This is a genomic window from Pseudoalteromonas sp. NZS100_1 (assembly GCF_015864285.1).
GTDB classification, from domain to species: domain Bacteria; phylum Pseudomonadota; class Gammaproteobacteria; order Enterobacterales; family Alteromonadaceae; genus Pseudoalteromonas; species Pseudoalteromonas arctica.
In genome coordinates this window covers 1-1,688 of sequence record NZ_JADYXN010000076.1, presented here as the reverse complement: position 1 = coordinate 1,688, position 1,688 = coordinate 1, and the positions used below count along the sequence as shown (strand labels likewise).

Genomic DNA, 1,688 nt, shown 5'->3' with positions numbered 1-1,688 from the left:
ACAGAGTTGAGAAGATGAGGTTTTTCGGTTTGCGCCTTGGTCGGTGGCAATCTGGAGAACCAACTGAAGGGGATGTGTTCGAGCACTCCCCTTTGTCCTTCCTAGAGCCTGAATTTTAAATGGCGTCTTTAAAAATAAAACCTCAAATTCGGTTTAACCTACCCTGTCGGGTAGAGTCATAAATTTAATGCAAAAACCCTTTAATAGCAATGCTTTGAAAGGTGTTTTATGTGTGCATTCTGTCTGCGCGTTGTTTCTATAGTATCAAGTAAAGGATTTTGCTCCGCAAAACAGACCAAAACACCCTTCAAAATAGTCAAATTTATGTGGGATTATCAGCAAGTAAAAATAGGTTACGATAATAATCATTATCAAAACCTATTTTTAGCTCTCCTAAAAGTTACTTAGTTAAAAAACAAATTTAACACTTGAACCAAAACTACAAACTTCGATAATTCAAGAGTTATACAAAACTCAAATTTATCCGCCATCTTTATTTTTAATTCGAACATACCAGTCCTCCTAATTAATATTTTAAAAAACCAGCATCAATATGCTGATCACCATTCCTATTTAGCGGTATAAAAAATTGCGGTTTAGCAAATTAGTATTTACAGCTTTTCTCTTTTAGTTTTTTTCAGGCACGACAACGCCTAAGCAATTAAGCCCATACAGTGCAATTTATCAGCCTTAACAAAGGCGCGTAGCGCCTAGTAGGGTAGAACTATTCTTCTATTAGGTAGGTTTATTTACTACAAGGTTTTAAGGGATTAAAACGCCACACTCCCTATAGGGGCGCTACCACCTATCACATAGGGGGCACTTAAGGAAATAACTACAGATAAGTGGAATTATCAGCAAAGAAAAGTTTATCGGGGGCGCATTGCTGCGCGGGGTTGGTTTTTCCAAGTGGGGTTGCTTTATGGCTTCGGCCAATTAACTACAGGTTTTTATATTACTTCTGAGTGTGGCCTTACGTAAGACAAGCCTTACAAAAAGCCCCGCACAGGCAGTGAGGGGCTCGGTGCTCGCCCTTCTCTCTGCCTGTTTTGCGGTGGCAATAAATAAGAATTTGTTTCAATTTGGGACTAGAGTCCACTATTAAAGTATGTGGACTCTGAGGCTGCTCGTTCTGGTGAGCGGGATTTGTTTTTACATGTATTCATGTAATCATGAAATATATTGTTTAAGACCAATGTTCCATTTGTACATCTGGAGAACCACTGCATCAACCTGATCACTTTCACCGGATACGTTGATAAGGTCTACATTCTCAGAATCCACATCGGAAAAACTTAGCTTTTGATAATGCTCTTTCATACGACCACCGAAAGCTATCAATCGTTTAAACTTGAGTATTTCTGAAAGCTCACCAACAACCTTAGGATCGGCAACATAACGGTCTTTAGATACCTTCTTAATGTAATCTGAGGGCTTTGTAGCATATTTTCCAACTTCAGCAGCTGCGGCTTCAATAGTAGAGCCTGAGCGCTTAGGGTTAGGTTTAACACGCCTAACATCAACCTGTGTGATGTAATCATTCTTCATGGCCATTTGCCAAAGCTCAAGCCAGCGGAATTGATTTATATAATTCTTACCTTTGAAATATTCGGCAGGAACGGCAAGTAAGACATGAAAATGTGGGTGGTAAGTGTTGGTCTTTTTGTTATGGGTAATCTCTAGGGCCT

The 1,688-nt window shown here is 39.4% G+C and carries 1 protein-coding gene; it reads right to left on the bottom strand.

Annotated elements, in window-relative coordinates:
• Positions 1-1,170 precede the first annotated feature (1,170 nt).
• Positions 1,171-1,688 (bottom strand): protein rep (locus I6F66_RS20545; RefSeq protein WP_197209664.1); only part of this gene is annotated, 518 nt, incomplete at its 5' end.